Genomic DNA, 14858 nt, shown 5'->3' on the forward strand with positions numbered 1-14858 from the left:
ACACACGTCCCGGTGCGTGCACGGGCTGGATGCGAGTGCGAGCGGCGCAGCCCGTGCTGCTGATCAGCTGGGCAGGCAGAAGCAATCGATGGATCCTGCGGCGCCCTTCACTGCTGCAGGCGATCCCCGGTAGCGCTATCACCCCCCATCAATCGGGCCGCCTGCATGGACCATTCTTCCAGAAGCCGTTGCGCGCCTGACAAGCGTCCGTTCCAGATCGCGCCGTGCAATGGAAATCGATCTCAGACCAAGCGATTGAGTGACCTCGCACTGCGAGAAGAAGGCGTCATAGCTATCCATCAACTCGGCGTGAAACAGTTGCTTGGGGGCATTCCCGATCACCCTGAAGAGGTCAGTCATGAAATTCCATGCATCCACGACCTTCCCGGGGTCAACCTCCCTCCCTGAATCTACAGACGAGACCAGCGAGTCGAGGTCAATGATGGATTCTCCTTCCCAGTCCAGGGCTCGGCCGCGAGCGGCGACCTGACCCTCGAGCCCTTCTTTGCTGTTATCGCAGACAGGCCTTCCATTGCTGGACATCACTCGATCATGGTCACCTGATACCCAGGCGAACCAGATGATCCGCTTTCCCCCTACAACGCCGACCGGATACATCGCTTCCATTATCGATTCCTGTTCAGATGGTTCCATCCATCCCGGGCTCTCACCGGAGGTGCAGCCGCTGCGATGGTAGCGCCGAACTCGATTGCCTGTGACGTGAGGAGCCGGCCAGCGGCCGGCGCTACCAGATCCATCAGCGTGCGGTTTCGAGCCCCTTGCCTGCCGCATCAACCCGCAGCGAGGCCAGGTACCGGCAGTACTTGCCAATGAACAGGCCGGTGAATCCACCCGCAAGCAGCAGGTAGGCGGCACTGAAGCCAGCATTGGCGGTCAGCGACGGCGACACCGCAAACGCGACTTCGAAGCCGTACTTCACCAGGAAGGTGATCAGCAGCAGCGGCAGCAGGCTGAAGTCCGCGTTGCGCCAGAGCTTGCCGGTGCTGCGGTCCATCGTCAGCTTCAGCCGATCCAGCAGCAGCCAGCCCAGCGCGGCACCCGTGCCGATGCCGGCGAGCCATTCACCCCAGGCGCTCAGCGACGTGCCGAAACGATGGCTGATCGACCACGCACCCCATGCGGTGAACAGCGCAGGCACGATCGCCAGCTTCTGCAGCGAGGTTTCCCCCGGCTTCATGGCGGCGATGCCACGGGTGACGAGGAAGGCCAGGAGCAGCCAGACCCAGATCGGCGTCTGCGAGGTGAGTTGCTGGAGCATGTTCATGAGCGGTCCCCTTGGTGAGTGGTGGCTGAGTGGTGGCGAGGCGCTCTCGCCTTGGCGCTCACTATTCGCGTCCGCCCGGGTCGCAGCCAGTGACAGCTGTCAGCCTTCGTGGGTGATGTGTCGGCACGCCACGCTGCCAGAAGCCGCAGGGCAGACCCACCCGGGACACCCGCCTCATCCGCTCGGCCTGCTCGACCCGCGATACCATTGCCACAATGCCGCTGCGAGCTGATACGCCATGCGCAACGATCCTGTCCGGCGCCACCTGTGTGCAGCACTACTGGCTGCCGGCTGCGGCCTGCCTGCCCGGTCTGCACTGGCGAGCCGGAGTACTCCAGGCAGCTGCAGTTCGCTGGACACGCTGCTGCAGGCCGAGCAACAGCCTGGCCTGGCGGCCGTTGTGGTAGATCATGGGCGCATCGCCGCACTATCCGCAGCGGGCCGACGCACTGACACCCGGCCCTCACCGATTGATCGCCATACGGTGTTCGAGCTGGGATCGATCACCAAGGTGTTCACGGCGCTGCTGGTGTTCCGGCTCCAGCAGCGGCAGTTGCTCGACGTAGCGGCGCCCATCGGCCTGTATGTGGAGGGACTGCCTTCAGCCTGGGCATCCATTTCGCTGCTGCGGCTGCTGAGCCATACCTCCGGCATTCCCAATTATTTGAATGAAGCCAACTTCCTGCGATTGATGCCGACGAGTCCGCGCCCTCGTGAACTGCTGGCAGGGGTGGAGCAGATGCCGCTGGAGTTTGCGCCCGGTACGCGGCATGCCTATTCCAATACGAACTACATTCTGCTCGGCCTGGCCATCGAACATGCAACCCGCATGGATTACTGGAACGTCCTCCAGGAAGAGATCCTGTCGCCGCTGGGCATGCGCGACGCGGGGCCGCGCCGCTCAGAGGATCGGCGCCGGATTGCCCAGGGGCATCTATTCCAGGATGGCCAGTGGCACGACCCACCGCCCACTGCTCCGGGTTCGGCGTGGGCGGCCGGCAGCCTGCTGGCGAGCATCGATGACATGGCACGCCTTGCTGTGGCGTTGGACCAGGGTCGGCTGCTACCCGATGCCGCGCTGAGGCACATGTGGTGCGACACGGTTCTTTCCAACGGAAGCAAGGCGGGCTGGGGGGCCGGCTGGCAGGTTGCCGATGACGGCAATGTAGTCGGTCACGGGGGCGGAACCGCAGGCTTTACCGGATATTTTCGGCACGTTCCCGCGCAGCGAAGAACGGTCGTCGTCCTGATCAATCGCGCCGGAGACATCAATCCCCAGCGCATTGCAGAGCGCCTCGATCTTGGGACGAGCAGCTGCCCTGATTTTCAGCCGCCGCTGCTGTAAACACTCCGCCGGTACTGCGCTACCCACTCCAGCGACGGCGCAATGCCGCCAAACGGGAAGAAATGGGGGCTGACCGGACCATGGGCGTCCGTCAGCCCTTTCACCAGCCGATCGACGAACACCTCCGGCCCCGCCGTGCCGAGCAGCCGGCCGATCGAGATGCCGTACCGCGCCAGCATCGATGCACTGGCACCCACGCCGCACATCGCAGCGTAGCGGGCGAGCCGCGCAATGCTGGCCGGGCCCGGCAGGCCCACGAGTACCGGAACCGTGATGCCACGGGCGCGCAGCGCATCCAGCCAGGCCAGCACGATATCGGCATCGAAGGCGAACTGGGTGATGATCAGCGGTGCCATGCCTCTCGCCTCGATGGCCTGGCACTTACGCTCCAGCACGCGCCACCGATCCTCGGCGGTCATCACCGGGTGGCCTTCCGGATGCCCGCCGATGGCAACAACCTTGATGCCGTAACGCTCAAGAAGGCCGGTCTCGATGATCGAGGTACTGTCGGCATACGGCCCTGCGGGCGCGGAAAGATCACCGGCGATCAGCAGGCACTTCTCCACCCCCGCTTCGCTGGCGGCGCGTTCCAGGAACCGCTCAAGCGCCGCACGCGACCCGATGCGCCGGGCAGAGAGATGCGGCATCGGCTCGAAACCGAGCGCGCGCACCGTGCGTGCGGCGGCCAGGCGTGCATCGTCGTCCTCGCTGGCCAGCCAGGGAATGGAGATGACCGTGCCTCGCGGTATGCGGGCCGCCTCGGCACGCAGTGCCGGCATGGCCTTTGCGCTGACTTCCAGTGAAAAGGCGTTGATGAAGGCGTCCGCCTGCGATGAAGTACCTGCCGGCATCAACGCGCTCCACGCGCATTGCCGGCAAGCGGCGAACTGTTACGGGCCAGTTCGATGAAGGCCTGCAGGTAGTCGATGCCGGTATCGGCCTCGCGCGCCCCCAGGTAGATCTGCTTGGGGATGCCCTTGGCGCCGAGGCGCACGGGCACCACGTCCATGCGCGCGGCGTACTCCTCCACCAGCCAGCGCGGCATGGCGGCAACGCCACGGCCGCTGGCCACCATCTGCATCATGATGTCGGTGGTTTCGATGGTCTTGTGCCGCCGCGGCGTGATGCCGGCCGGCAGCAGGAACTGGTTGTAGATGTCCAGGCGCTCGAACGGCACCGGGTAGCTGATCAGCACTTCCTGGCCGAGCTGGCGCGGCTTTACGTGGTCCACCTTGGCCAGGGCGTGGTTGCTGGCCACCACCAGCACCTGCTCGTAGTCGAACACGGGGATGAACTTCAGGCCCGGCTTCAGCAGCGGATCGGGCGTGACCAGCAGGTCGATCTCGTAGCCGAACAGTGCGCCGATGCCGCCGAACTGGAACTTCTGCTTGACGTCCACATCCACGTCCGGCCACGCGGCCAGGTACGGCGAGACGATCTTCAGCAACCACTGGTAGCAGGGATGGCACTCCATGCCGATGCGCAGTGCACCGCGCTCGCCCTGCGCGAACTGGCCCAGCCGTTCCTCGGCCAGGTCCAGCTGCGGCAGCACCCGGTTGGCGACCGCCAGCAGGTACTGTCCGGCCTGGGTCAGGCGCAGGCTGCGGCCTTCGCGCAGCCAGACATCGGTGCCGAGCTGCTGCTCCAGCTTCTTCATGCTGTGGCTGAGCGCCGACTGGGTCAGGTTGAGCACGCCGGCGGCCGCAGTCAGCGAGCCCTGCTGCTCGACCTGCTGCACGATGCTGAGGTGGATCCGCTCCAGCATGACGATGAATCCCGCTCATGGATTGGTGAAGTAATACCATTTTACGTCATGGAAGGGCGTGACTAGCATCGGGTCATGCCTTCGGTTGCCTGCCAGCCCGGTCACCTCGCCGGCCTGCAGGACTGCGCCCCCGCAGATCGCCCGAAGGAGCCCCTCCCCTGCTGAAAGCGAACAGATGACCCGTCCACTCCGTATCGTCGCCGTTTCCGGCGGGCTGCAGCGCCCCTCCCGTGCTGCGACCCTGGCCGAGCACCTGCTGGGCCTGATCGGCGAAGACGTACTTTGCGAGCCGCACCTGATCGAACTGGGTGAACTGGCGCCTCAACTGGCCGGTGCACTGTGGCGCTCGCAGTTGCCCGAGGCGGTGGAGCGGCAACTGGCGGCCGTTGAACAGGCCGACGTTCTGGTGGTGGCCACGCCGGTCTACCGCGGTTCGTATACCGGCCTGTTCAAGCACTTCTTCGACTTCATCGACCAGGATGCACTGGTCGATACCCCGATCCTGCTGGCCGCTACCGGTGGCAGCGAGCGCCACGCGCTGGTGATCGACCACCAGCTGCGTCCGCTTTTCAGCTTCTTCCAGGCCCGCACCCTGCCGCTGGGGGTCTACGCCACCGACCGTGATTTCGCCGATGGCCGCGTGCACAACGACGCCCTGATCCAGCGCGCACGGCTGGCGGTGCAGCGGGCGATGCCCCTGCTGGCACTGTCCCATCGCGCAGCGCCTGCCACTGCCGAGGCCGCTGCAGTCCTTTGAATACCGAATGCCCGCACCTGCATTCGGATGTCACCCCGCAACCCGGAACGCCGCCCATGACGACCGACACCTTCACCTTCAGCATCACGCGCATCCCCTTCAACGAGGATTACCAGCCGGCCGAGGGCACGCGCATCACCACCAATTTCGCCAACCTGGCCCGTGGCGCGTCGCGGCAGGAGAACCTGCGCAACACGATCAGCATGATCAACAACCGCTTCAACGACCTGGCGCACTGGGACAACCCGAACGCGGACCGCTATGCCGTCGAGCTGGACATCATCTCGGTGGAAATGCACATCGACGGTGCCGACGGCAGCGATCCGTTCCCGTTGATCGAAGTGCTGCGGCCGACCATCGTCGACACGCAGACCGGCGTGCGCACCGAAGGCATCGTCGGCAACAACTTCTCGTCCTACGTGCGCGACTACGACTTCAGCGTGGTGCTGCCGGCCAGCAACGAGGGCAAGGCCACCTTCGGCATTCCCGAAGGCTTTGGCGACCTGCACGGCAAGCTGTTCCAGCACTTCCTGGGCTCGGACGCCTACCGTGCCAACTTCAGCAAGGGGCCGGTGATCTGCATCAGCGTTTCCAGCAGCAAGACCTACCACCGCACCGAGAACCATCACCCCATCCTGGGCGTGGAGTACCGCCAGGGCGAGTTTTCCCCCACCGACCAGTACTTCGACAAGATGGGCCTGCAGGTGCGCTACTTCATGCCGCCGGGCAGCGTCGCGCCGCTGGCGTTCTACTTCCAGGGTGACCTCCTGGGCGATTACTCGAACCTGGAACTGATCGGCACCATCAGCACCATGGAGGCCTTCCAGAAGATCTACCGCCCGGAGATCTACAACGCCAATTCCGTGGCCGGCAAGGTCTACCAGCCCAGCCTGAAGCACCAGGACTACTCCTCTACCCGCATCGTCTACGACCGCGAAGAGCGCAGCCAGCTGGCGGTCAAGCAGGGCCGATTCACCGAAGAGCACTTCATCAAGCCGTACCGCGCCGTGCTTGAGCGCTGGGCCGCCCGCTGACCCATCGATTTTCCATCCGCCCCCAGGACACACGACACAATGCCGACGAACACGTTGCTCCCCACCTCCACCGCAGGCAGCCTGCCCAAACCCTCCTGGCTGGCAGAGCCCGAGAAGCTCTGGTCGCCCTGGAAGCTGCAGGACGAAGGCCTGGTCGAGGGCAAGCAGGACGCCCTGCGCCTGTCCCTGCAGGAACAGCAGCATGCCGGTATCGATATCGTCAGCGACGGCGAGCAGACCCGCCAGCATTTCGTCACTACCTTCATCGAGCATCTCAGCGGCGTCGACTTCGAGAAGCGCGAAACCGTGCGCATCCGCAACCGCTACGATGCCAGCGTGCCGACCGTGGTCGGCGCCGTGAGCCGCCCCAGGCCGGTGTTCGTCGAGGATGCGAAGTTCCTGCGCCGGCAGACCACGCAGCCGATCAAGTGGGCGCTGCCCGGTCCGATGACCATGATCGACACCCTGTACGACGCGCACTACAAGAGCCGCGAAAAGCTGGCCTGGGAATTCGCGAAGATCCTCAACGAGGAAGCGAAGGAGCTGGAGGCCGCCGGCGTGGACATCATCCAGTTCGACGAGCCCGCCTTCAATGTGTTCTTCGATGAGGTGAACGACTGGGGCGTGGCCGCCCTGGAACGTGCAATCGAAGGGCTGAAGTGCGAGACCGCGGTGCACATCTGCTATGGCTACGGCATCAAGGCCAACACCGACTGGAAGCAGACACTGGGCTCGGAATGGCGCCAGTACGAAGAGTCGTTCCCGAAGCTGCAGACCTCCAACCTCGACATCATCTCGCTGGAATGCCACAACTCGCACGTGCCGATCGACCTGATCGAGCTGGTGCGCGGCAAGAAGGTGATGGTGGGCGCCATCGACGTGGCCTCCAGCACGGTGGAGACGGCTGATGAGGTGGCCAACACCCTGCGCAAGGCGCTGCAGTTCGTGGAAGCCGACAAGCTCTACCCGAGCACCAACTGTGGCATGGCGCCGCTGGCCCGTGACGTGGCACGGGGCAAGCTGCGTGCGCTCAGCGAAGGAGCCAGGATCGTGCGCGAGGAGCTCTCGGCATAACCCCGGCAGGGGAGGCATTGCCGTTCGAATGGCGGCTTGACGGCGCCTGGCCGGGTATCGACCAGGCTCCACCTCGCCCCTGCAGCTCCGGCCTGGCCTTCGTCGCGGGCGGTCGCGGTGCCAGCGCCTGCTTGATCCGTGCCACCTCCCCTGCCCCGGCCTCGGCCAGGCGGCGGGCCTGCTGCTGTTGCTCCGCCGAAAGTGCGGGCGACGGCGCAGCGCTCGCTTCCGGCGCTACGTCCACCAGGCGCGCCACTGCCTCGCGCAGCCGCAGCTGCGGGCAGAGCCGCGCGGCACACCAGCGCTCTGCGTAGCGCCTGGCCTGACGCACATTCGTGGCGGCCACCACCTTGGTCTGGGACATCTTGCGTGCGTCCAGGTACACCCGGAAGCCAAGCACGGCATGCGGCACGATGTTGGCCACCGAGCGCCCGTTCCACCACAGGTCCCAGCGCTCGCCGCTCTGCACCCAGCCGGAGGGCCGGGTGACTTTCATGAAATCTGGAAGATCGAATGGGGAACTCATGGCGGGAAGGATACGAGCGCCCGTCGCAACGGCTGAGATCCGAGCCATGCGGTTGTCCGGGACCATGAATCGTTTAGGCGTGCTTCCGTCTGCTGCGCCCGCTCCGTACAGTCGCGCCGCGGGCATTAATGTGACGCGTCACGCCCCATGGTGCTTTCGATCCAGTCAAGGTAGCGGGACACGCGGACGTTGTAGACAACCTGGCCATAGAAGCCCGCCTCAAGGGCATGCTCGGGAACGGCGCTGATCCATGAGCCGAGCCCCACCAGCCGTGGCGTTCCGTGATCTTCGATGACCAACGGTCCACCACTGTCACCGTTGCCGAGAACGCCCTCCAGCGACAGGGCCTGCGGAGGCGGATCGAACCGGTACCAGAGATACCGGTCGTTGCCGCCGGTAAGTGCGTTGTATGCCCGCCGCAGGGTCGTGCGATGCGGGCCGCCTGGCACCAGCCCCACGGCGCCGTTGCCGGTGGCGCCCTTGCCGATCAAGGCGGCGATCTGGGTGACCTCGGCGCTGCCACGATAGAGCGCCACCGGCTGCACGTCGCTCACTGGTGTCGCAAGTCTGATCAGCGCAATGTCATCCGACGCCGCCAGAAACGCGTGGATTTTCGACGCACTCCCCGTTGCCATCGCTTCCTTGCCCAGGGCCTCGGGCATCCTCCGGTAGCCGGGGTGCAGGAAAACACGCTCGACGCCGTAGCCCTTCCCATCGAGGGTGATGGTGGCGCCCATGCCCTCCATCGGTGCGGCATGTGCTGCGGTCAGCACCCAGCGCGGCGCGATCAGGACGCCGTGCCCCTCGCCCGGCATGTCCGCCAGTGCCGGGAACACCGATGCATCGATCTGATACCTGGCGTCGTCGACATCATCGCGGATGACCACGGCGCCGGCGGCGAACGGGAGCGCAGCAAGTGCGAGGAAAAGCCAGCGGTTCATGGGGTCATCATCCCTGTGGTCAGTCATTGCAGACTAGCCGAACATATCGGCCCGATGGAAAACCGGCGACCAACGCTGGCGTGGGGCGACAAAGGCTGGAAATTCAACCGCCAAGTCAATCAGCACTACCCATGGGGATCGAGCAGTCTCTGGCCGTTCCAACCGAAGCCAGCATTCTGCGCTGAGGATGAGCATAATTGGGCAACGCCAAATCCGTGCCGAGGCACGCAGTCTCTGGCCACCGCAGTTCATGCCTCTACGTCGGGAGTTCAAGGTGTCAGTGCAGGATGATGAAACGAGGTCCCGTCTTGTCGATATGGGGTGGCTTCTCAATGATCTTGTGGGCGACATCAGGACGCCCGTGGATCTTGCCTTTCAGCTGAAACCGGCAATGGAGGCAAGCAACGAGAACTACCTGTCCATCAATCGCCTGTGCCTGACCGGAGTATTGATTGGCCTGTGCAAGCTCAACGAGATATTTGAGCACTACGGCACCGAGATAAAGAATTTCCCTGTCGAACTGCGTGAAAAAATCCGCGCCGTGAAGAGAGAGATTGAGGACAGAGGAATGTACGCCTACCGAAGCAAGTATCTGGCTCATTCCTTCTCCAAGCAGAAAGGCTGCAAGCCAAGGCCACTATCCCTGCGCGAGAGCGTACAGGCCTTGATGAAGATCATCGATTACGGACTGGACCCTGTGCGCGCCAATGTGTTTGAGTTCTACAAGTGGGCCTACGAAAAGGACAACGAGAACTCGGTTGTCAATGTCATCTACAGCTGCGTGAAGCACATCGATCACATCGTTGGGGGTCTCGGCAAGCGGACGTGAGGAACGGCAGGAATTGACCGGCACCGAAGCAACGGCTCCGCAGCGCCTACCTGCGGCCCCGATAGGGTTCGCAGCCCACGCCGTCATTGTCACGATCGAGGTGCGGGCCATACCCCGGATCACCACGCCGTACCGGCGCAGCCCCGGCGGCGCGGGCCTCCGCGCAGTTGGCAAATGCCCCGGACCTGCGCGCAGAACCGGGGGCGAAACTGCTGCGCGGGGTATCGACGTAGCGAGGTGCGGCTGGGGCGCCTCGATGGCAGTGATAGTCACCCGTTTTTCGGTTGGTGTGGCAACCCTGCTTGTCGAGGCCGCCCGGATGCGCGAGCGCATTGGCAGACAGCGCCAGTGCGAGCATGCCGGATGCAGCCAATACGATGGAATCGCGGCGTCGGGTATCCATGCCTTCCCCCTGTCAGGCAATCCTGCCAAGGGGAAGGCTAGCATGGCGTTTCAACCGTCAATCAGGCCCGATGCTGCGGCGGCCGCCACTCAGCGCTGGTAGTCCTTCAGGAACAACCAGGTGATCAGCGTGGCATCGGGCCCCTTCGGATCGGTGAACGGCAGGCCGGACTGGCTGCCACTCCACGCATGCCCCATTCCCTGCACCACATAGTGCTGCACCAGCGTCCTGCCACCGTAGGCGTAGGTGTCCACCGTATACGCGCGTCCGCCCGGCACCTGGCCGTGATAGGTACTGGTCGGCACGTACTTCACCGAATCGTTGTCCAGGCCATCGTCAGCCAGGTCGTTGGTCTGCAGGAACTGGCGCACCGCCTGCTCACCGTTCACCGGGTTGACGGTGAGGTCGGCGCTGCCATGGAACACCAGCACCGGCAGCGGCCGCGGCGAAGGCGAACCCGAGCACTGCCAGGCCAGCCGACCGTTGCTGTCCGGTGAGTAGATGCTGCCGGCCAACAACGCGTAGGCACTGCCGGAAATGGTGGTCGCGCCCTTGTACATGCCGCCGGAGTGGATGGCGCCGGCAGCGAACACATCCGAGTAGCAGGCCAGCATGATCGAGGTCATCGCGCCGCCGGCAGAAATGCCGGTGACATAGACCCGGTGCGGATCGATGCTGTAGCTGGCTTTCACCTTGTCCACGATGCCGGCCAGAAGTGATGGCTCGCCACTGTCGCGCGCCTGATTGATCGGCAGCTGCCAGTTCCAGCAACGCGCAGGATTGGAGGTGACGTTCTGGCGCGGATACACCACGATGAAGCCCTCGCTGTCGGCGACCTCGTTGAAGCCTGAAGCCTCGCCCATCAGGTTCGGGCCGGTCACGCAGCCGTGCAGCACCAGCAGCAGGGGCAGTGGCTGGGCCGCGTCGTAGCCGGCCGGCACCCAGACCTGGTATTCGCGGGCGCCGAACAGGTTGCCGTACAGGCCGATATCCCAATGCCCTGCCGGGCTGGCTGCAAGCGCGCTGCCCGCCGTTGCCAGCCAGGTGCACAGCACCAGCGCCATCGCTTTGATCGAATCGATTCCGGATTTCATGACCAGATCCTCAGGGGTGAGTCGTGGATGAAGGAGTACCGGGAACGCGTCCGGCTGGGGGCGAGCCCAGTATCCGCATCCGGCGGCCGCTGCCGACTGGACCTAGGTCCACTCGCTGCTGGCCGATGACACCGCTAGCCTTGGCTGCAGGGGTGGCATCGGGCCATCTGCAATGGACATGCCCTGGGGAGGAATGAATGAAACGGAATTGTCTGAGCCTGATGATCGGCGCGCTGCTGGCGTCTGGCCCGGTACTGGCACAGGATGCGGCGCAGGGGGCGGCGCCCGTGGCCAGGAGCGCCTCACCCACCAATCTGGACAGCATCAAGGTCACCGCGCGCAAGCGCGAGGAAACCCTGCAGGAAGTGCCGGTGGCAGTCACCGCTTTCACCTCCGAGGTGCTGGACCGGATGAATGTCCAGGACATCAGCGACCTGGATGGGCAGGTGCCCAACCTGACCATCTACGCCGCACGCGGCGCCAGCAGCACGGTGACCGCCTACATCCGTGGCGTCGGCCAGTCCGATCCCACCTGGGGCGCGGACCCAGGCGTCGGCATCTACCTGGATGACGTCTACATCGCACGTCCGCAGGGCGCGCTGCTGGATGTGTTCGACGTCTCGCGCATCGAGGTGCTGCGCGGCCCGCAGGGCACGCTGTACGGCAAGAACACCATCGGCGGTGCGATCAAGTACATCTCGCGCGGCCTGCCCACCCAGACCGAGGGCTTCGCCCAGATCACCGTGGGCAACTACAGCCAGCTCGATGCCAAGGCGGCGATCGGCGGCCCGATCGGTGGCGCCGACAGCGGCCTGCGTGCACGCGTGGCGGTGGCCAGCATGAACCACGATGGCTTCGGCGAGAACACCTTCAACGGCCAGCCGGTCAGCGACAAGCAGGTCAACGCGGCGCGCCTCAACCTTGGGGCGTATGCGGGCGATGATTTCGATGTGCAGTTCGCACTGGACTGGAGCGATGACCAGTCGGGCATGCGCGGCTCGAAGATGCTCGCGCCCAATCCGTTCCTGCGCGCCTACCCGCCGATGGACAGCCGCTACGACATCCGCTCGGGCATGCGCAACCTCAACAACGTGGAAACCAAGGGCGCTTCGGCCACGGCGAACTGGCGGCCGAACGAGGATGTCGCGGTGAAGTACGTGGTGGCCAAGCGTGAATCGGACAGTGAAGCCAACATCGACTTCGACACCACGCCGGTCAAGCTGGCCGATGTGGGGGGCACCTACCACGATGACCAGGTCAGCAACGAGGTGCAGCTGAACTACGATGCCGGTGGACGCGTGCGCGGCGTGGTGGGCCTGTACCAGTTCAGTGGCGAGGCCGGTGGGCAGATCCAGAACAACTACTTCAGCGCGCAGTTCGCCGACAACCAGGGCAAGGTACTGACCGACAGCATCGCGCTGTATGCGGATTGGACCTTCGACCTGACCAGCAGGCTCAAGCTGGATGTGGGCGCCCGCTACACCGACGAGGACAAGCGCGCGATCGTGCTGAACCGCCTCTACGCCGACCCGGGCTTCAGCCGGCCGGTGGCGGTAACCGCGGACTTCGACAAGAAGACCAACTTCAAGAACGTCTCACCCAAGGTCTCCCTGGACTACCAGGTCACCCCGGACATCATGGTCTACGGGCTGGCAACGCGCGGCTTCAAATCCGGCGGCTACAACATCCGTGCAAACGCGGTGGCGGTGCCGCGCTCGGCCGAGCCGTTCGATGACGAGACCGTGGACAGCTACGAGGTCGGCAGCAAGATGGCCTTCCTCGACCAGCGCCTGTTCCTGAATCTGTCGGCCTTCTACAACAAGTACAAGGACATCCAGCTGTCGGTGTTCACCGGCCTGGATACCAATGGCGACGGCATCGATGATTCCTTCTTCGGCGACTTCACCAATGCCGGCGCGGGTACCGTCAAGGGCGTGGAGGTCGAGTACCAGTATCTGCCCAGCCAGCACTGGCTGATTTCCGGCAACCTGGCCTGGCTGGACACCAGGTACGACGAGTACATCGATCGTGGCATGAACGTGGCCCGGCAGATGAAGTTCACCAATGCGCCGGAGTTCTCGGGCGCGTTGAACGTGGAGTACCGCACCGACCTGGCCAACGGCGGCAACCTGTCGGCACGGGTGAGCTACAGCTACCAGAGCGAGGTGTGGCCGACCACCGACCTGAGCCCGGTGATCAAGCAGGATGGCTACAGCCTGGTCAATGCCGGTGTGATCTGGCGGCTGGATGACGCGTGGACGTTCTCCCTGCAGGGCACCAACCTGGCCGACAAGGAATACCGCACCACTGGCTACAACATTCCTGCAGTCGGCACGCTGATTGGCTTCTATGGCCCGCCACGCCAATATAGCCTCAGCGTCCGTTACGATTTCTAGCGCATCCGTTACGATTTCCAGGAAGCCCCTGCATGATGCAGTCTTACGTAGATCTGTACTGGAACAGCGACGATGGCCTGCGCCTGCATGCGCGTGACCATGCACCGGACGCCGGGCAGGCGCTCCGCGGCACCGTGGTGTGCATTCCCGGCCTGACCCGCAATGCCGCCGATTTCGATGCACTGGCCGACGTGCTCACCGGCATGGGCTGGCGCGTGATCGCCGTCGACCTGCGTGGCCGTGCCGGGTCGGAACGTGCACAGGATCCATCCAGTTACAACCCGCGCACCTATTCGGACGACATGGTCGCACTGCTGCGCTCGCAGAACATCGACAAGGCCGTGTTCGTCGGCACCTCGCTGGGCGTGCTGGTGACCATCACCCTGGCCTCGCGCGCACCGCAATGGATTGCTGCGGCGGTATTGAACGATGCCGGCCCCAAAGTGCCGCGCGAGGCGCTGGCACGGATCGGCAAGTACGCCGGCAAGCCCGTGCCGCCGATGGATCTGCAGCAGGCCGCCGCCTACATGGGCACCATCGGCAAGGCGGCATTCCCGCGCTACACCGTGGAGGACTGGCGGGCCATGGCCCTGCGTACGTTCCGCCAGCGCGAAGACGGGCTGCTGGAACTGGACTACGACCCGGCGGTGATCCGCACCACCCGCCCGTGGCTGCTGTGGCTGCTGCGCCCGGTGCTGTGGCGCGCGGTTCGCGGGTTGACCGCGCGCGTGCCGGTACTGGTGGTGCGCGGCGCCCTGTCCGACATCCTGCCTGCCGATGTCGCCCGGCAGATGGCCGCGACATCGCCACGCGCACGCCTGGTTGAAGTGCCGGACGTGGGCCATGCGCCGATGTTGAACGAGCCGGAAGCACGCGATGCCATCCTGGCCCTGCTGGACGACGTGCGGTGAGCACAGCCGCCTCCACCGAGGCATTGCCGGCCGCCCTGCGCCCTCTCCAGCAATGGGCGGCCGGCGAGCGGCTGGGCAGCATCACCCAGGTTTCGCAGGCGCGGATCAACGCCTTCGCCGACGCCACCGGTGACCACAACTGGATCCACGTCGACCCGGTGCGCGCACAGGCGCAGCTGCCGGGTGGGCGCACCATCGCCCACGGCTTCCTGCTGCTGTCACTGACGGTGGAAGAGGATGTGGCCGCCTTGGCCGGCTTTCCCGGCATCGCGCATGTGCTCAATTACGGCCTGAACAAGGTGCGCTTCCTGGCGCCGGTACCCAGCGGCTCGCACGTACGGGTGCGTTCGCAGCTGGTGTCCCTCCAGCCGCGCCAACCGGGGCAGTGGCTGCTGACCCAGCGCAAGACCGTGGAGCTGGCTGCCGATGGCGAGGTTGCAGTGGTCGCCGAGCAGTTGTCACTGATCGTGGTGCCTGCCTAGCGCCGCCCTGCCCCGC

General features: G+C 64.9%; 16 protein-coding genes. 8 read left to right on the plus strand and 8 right to left on the minus strand.

Going from position 1 to position 14858, the window contains the following annotated elements; translation table 11 throughout:
• Positions 1-138: 138 nt before the first annotated feature.
• Both ACYKG1_RS11130 and ACYKG1_RS11135 read right to left on the minus strand, forming a co-directional pair.
• Complete coding sequence (locus tag ACYKG1_RS11130; protein ID WP_478470448.1) at positions 139-627, minus strand: hypothetical protein; 489 nt, start codon at positions 625-627, stop codon at positions 139-141.
• 130 nt (positions 628-757) lie between these two features.
• On the minus strand, positions 758-1285 hold the full coding sequence (locus ACYKG1_RS11135) for a DUF6622 family protein (protein WP_100472407.1): 528 nt from the start codon (positions 1283-1285) through the stop codon (positions 758-760).
• 238 nt (positions 1286-1523) lie between these two features.
• On the opposite strand from ACYKG1_RS11135, the gene ACYKG1_RS11140 reads away from it, so the two are divergent.
• A complete protein-coding gene (locus tag ACYKG1_RS11140) occupies positions 1524-2630 on the plus strand; it encodes a serine hydrolase domain-containing protein (protein ID WP_478470450.1) in 1107 nt (368 codons plus the stop codon).
• Here ACYKG1_RS11140 and ACYKG1_RS11145 read toward each other — a convergent pair.
• Positions 2612-3481, minus strand: a complete 870-nt coding sequence (locus ACYKG1_RS11145; protein WP_478470451.1) for a methylenetetrahydrofolate reductase — start codon at positions 3479-3481, stop codon at positions 2612-2614. The genes ACYKG1_RS11140 and ACYKG1_RS11145 overlap by 19 nt on opposite strands.
• Positions 3481-4395 (minus strand): LysR family transcriptional regulator, encoded by a 915-nt coding sequence (locus tag ACYKG1_RS11150; RefSeq protein ID WP_262082540.1) that lies wholly within the window; start codon positions 4393-4395, stop codon positions 3481-3483. Before ACYKG1_RS11150 ends, ACYKG1_RS11145 begins: the two co-directional genes overlap by 1 nt.
• A 175-nt stretch (positions 4396-4570) precedes the next feature.
• Between ACYKG1_RS11150 and msuE the strand changes: the two genes are divergently transcribed.
• The 3 genes from msuE to ACYKG1_RS11165 are packed head-to-tail and all read left to right on the plus strand — an operon-like array spanning position 4571 to position 7260.
• On the plus strand, positions 4571-5152 hold the full coding sequence (msuE, locus tag ACYKG1_RS11155; RefSeq protein ID WP_100472419.1) for an FMN reductase: 582 nt from the start codon (positions 4571-4573) through the stop codon (positions 5150-5152).
• Positions 5153-5208: 56 nt separating this feature from the next.
• Positions 5209-6186 carry a DUF1852 domain-containing protein gene (locus tag ACYKG1_RS11160; protein WP_100472422.1) on the plus strand — a complete coding sequence of 326 codons (978 nt, stop codon included), beginning with the start codon at positions 5209-5211 and terminating at the stop codon, positions 6184-6186.
• Positions 6187-6225: 39 nt separating this feature from the next.
• Entirely contained in the window at positions 6226-7260 is a 1035-nt protein-coding gene (locus tag ACYKG1_RS11165; protein WP_478470452.1) for a methionine synthase, read from the plus strand.
• Here the strand turns inward: ACYKG1_RS11165 and ACYKG1_RS11170 are convergent.
• Entirely contained in the window at positions 7217-7786 is a 570-nt protein-coding gene (locus tag ACYKG1_RS11170) for a hypothetical protein (protein WP_262082537.1), read from the minus strand. The two genes, ACYKG1_RS11165 and ACYKG1_RS11170, sit on opposite strands and share 44 nt — an antisense overlap.
• Positions 7787-7911: 125 nt before the next feature.
• Positions 7912-8727 carry a S1 family peptidase gene (locus ACYKG1_RS11175; protein WP_262226603.1) on the minus strand — a complete coding sequence of 272 codons (816 nt, stop codon included), beginning with the start codon at positions 8725-8727 and terminating at the stop codon, positions 7912-7914.
• 274 nt (positions 8728-9001) lie between these two features.
• Between ACYKG1_RS11175 and ACYKG1_RS11180 the strand changes: the two genes are divergently transcribed.
• A complete protein-coding gene (locus tag ACYKG1_RS11180; RefSeq protein WP_478470453.1) occupies positions 9002-9556 on the plus strand; it encodes a hypothetical protein in 555 nt (184 codons plus the stop codon).
• Between the two features lie 46 nt (positions 9557-9602).
• Here ACYKG1_RS11180 and ACYKG1_RS11185 read toward each other — a convergent pair whose 3' ends face one another.
• Complete coding sequence (locus tag ACYKG1_RS11185; RefSeq protein WP_262226605.1) at positions 9603-9959, minus strand: excalibur calcium-binding domain-containing protein; 357 nt, start codon at positions 9957-9959, stop codon at positions 9603-9605.
• A gap of 89 nt (positions 9960-10048) precedes the next feature.
• Positions 10049-11053, minus strand: a complete 1005-nt coding sequence (locus tag ACYKG1_RS11190; protein ID WP_478470455.1) for an extracellular catalytic domain type 1 short-chain-length polyhydroxyalkanoate depolymerase — start codon at positions 11051-11053, stop codon at positions 10049-10051.
• A gap of 197 nt (positions 11054-11250) precedes the next feature.
• Between ACYKG1_RS11190 and ACYKG1_RS11195 the strand changes: the two genes are divergently transcribed.
• The 3 genes from ACYKG1_RS11195 to ACYKG1_RS11205 are packed head-to-tail and all read left to right on the plus strand — an operon-like array spanning position 11251 to position 14842.
• Positions 11251-13449 (plus strand): TonB-dependent receptor, encoded by a 2199-nt coding sequence (locus tag ACYKG1_RS11195; protein WP_478470456.1) that lies wholly within the window; start codon positions 11251-11253, stop codon positions 13447-13449.
• A gap of 32 nt (positions 13450-13481) precedes the next feature.
• Entirely contained in the window at positions 13482-14360 is an 879-nt protein-coding gene (locus ACYKG1_RS11200; protein WP_262226609.1) for an alpha/beta fold hydrolase, read from the plus strand.
• Positions 14357-14842 (plus strand): MaoC family dehydratase, encoded by a 486-nt coding sequence (locus tag ACYKG1_RS11205; protein ID WP_478470458.1) that lies wholly within the window; start codon positions 14357-14359, stop codon positions 14840-14842. Before ACYKG1_RS11200 ends, ACYKG1_RS11205 begins: the two co-directional genes overlap by 4 nt.
• The last annotated feature ends 16 nt before the right edge of the window (positions 14843-14858 follow it).

It is taken from the genome of Stenotrophomonas sp. 85239_Sma (genome assembly GCF_056481725.1).